This window comes from Mesorhizobium sp. M0185, assembly GCF_040322175.1.
Lineage (GTDB): Bacteria > Pseudomonadota > Alphaproteobacteria > Rhizobiales > Rhizobiaceae > Mesorhizobium.
The window spans coordinates 1-1,646 of sequence record NZ_JAMYSY010000114.1 but is presented as its reverse complement, the minus strand read 5'-3'; the positions used below and the strand labels follow the sequence as shown (position 1 = coordinate 1,646).

Here is a 1,646-nt window from a genome sequence, read left to right as displayed (position 1 = left end):
GCCTCGACGGTCAGGTCGTCTGTGACAGGGACAATCTGCATGATGAGCTCTCCCGCAGATATGACGCCACCGACCGTGTGCACGCCGAGCTGGTGGACGACGCCAGTCTGCGGGCTGCGTATATCGATCCGCTTGAGCTGATCCTCGGCCGAGACCTTTTGTTCGACCAACTCCGAGAGCTTTGCCTGGACGTCACGGAGCTCGGTTGCCACCTCGCTGCGCAAATCCTGGTCGATCTGAATGATCTGCAAACGGATTTCGGATGTATGACCCTTCGATTGCGCGATTGCCGCGGTCAGCTTCCCATGTTCGCCGTTAAGCCGGACTGCGTCACGCTCAAGCGTCGTTATGCGATCGATTGAAACCAGCTTGCGTTCCCAGAGCTTGCGCATGCCGTCGAGCTCAAGCCCGATCAATTTAATTTCCTGGCTTTTAGCATCCCTTTGCTCGCTCAAGCCGGCGACTTCTTCGGCGAGCTGAGCAATGCGCTCTCTCAACTGAGCCTTCTGGCCAGCGCGGGCCTGGCGACGAAATTCGAACAAGGACAGCTCGCCGGCCAGCGCACGCCGGATCTCAGGATCGTCCTGCCGCGACGTCAGCGAAGATGGGAAGGCGATGGTGTCAGTGCCATCGCGCTCGGCTTCGAGGCGGGCCAGACGGGCCTCGAATTCGTCCAGGCTCTTGGTGACCATGGCTAAATCGGCCCGGGTCACGGTTTCATCGAGACGGATCAAAACCTGGCCCGCCTTCACGGCGTCGCCTTCTCGAACGAGGATCTGACCGACCACGCCACCCGTTGGATGCTGCACCTTTTTAACGCTGGAATCGACGACCAGCCTTCCCGAAGCAATGACGGCTCCAGAAAGCTCCGTGACCGCGGCCAGGCTTCCCGCCCCACCAACCAGGAGCATGCAGACCGCGACACCGCCGAACAGATAGCGTCGGATGGTCCGGTCGATCGCCGATGCCGCGTGTTGCGTCATCAGTGTGTCGCCTCCTCAGGGCCGGAGACGACCTTCAGGGGAACGCCGCCCGAACGGGTTACCTTGCTCAAGACCTCATTCTTGGGGCCAAACGCCTGGACACGGCCGTTGGCCATGACGAGTACCTGATCCAGGCTTGCTAGGGCGCTCGGCCGATGGGCGACGACGACAGCAATGCCGCCTCGCGCCCGCACGCCCTCAATTGCCGCCGCCAGCGCGGCCTCCCCTTCGGAATCGAGGTTGGAATTGGGCTCGTCCAAGATAACCAGGAACGGATCGCCATAGAGTGCCCGTGCGAGCGCAACCCGCTGTCGCTGGCCCGCCGAAAGCGCCGATCCGGCCTCGCCGATCCGCGTTTCGTAGCCTTCCGGCAGATGGACGACAAGGTCATGAACGCCGGCCGCGCGCGCCGCCGCTAGTATCTTGTCCGAAGAGGCTTGAGGTTCGAAACGTGCGATGTTCTCGGCAATGGTGCCATCGAACAGTTGCACATCCTGCGGCAGATAGCCGACATGGTTGCCCAGCTCTTGCGGCGACCACTGGTCGAGCGTTGCTCCGTCCAGCCTGACGGTCCCGCGGGCTGGAAGCCATATCCCGGCTATTGCTCGGACAAGCGATGATTTTCCGGACGCGCTCGGTCCGACGATGCCAAGGCCGGCACCC

General features: G+C 62.3%; 2 protein-coding genes. Both read right to left on the bottom strand.

Translation table 11 applies throughout. The features are described from left to right. A partial coding sequence (locus NKJ20_RS33955; RefSeq protein ID WP_352749945.1) for an HlyD family type I secretion periplasmic adaptor subunit occupies positions 1–983 on the bottom strand: 983 nt, incomplete at its 3' end. Next, positions 983–1,646 (bottom strand): ATP-binding cassette domain-containing protein (locus tag NKJ20_RS33950; protein WP_352749943.1); only part of this gene is annotated, 664 nt, incomplete at its 5' end. The genes NKJ20_RS33955 and NKJ20_RS33950, both read right to left, overlap by 1 nt.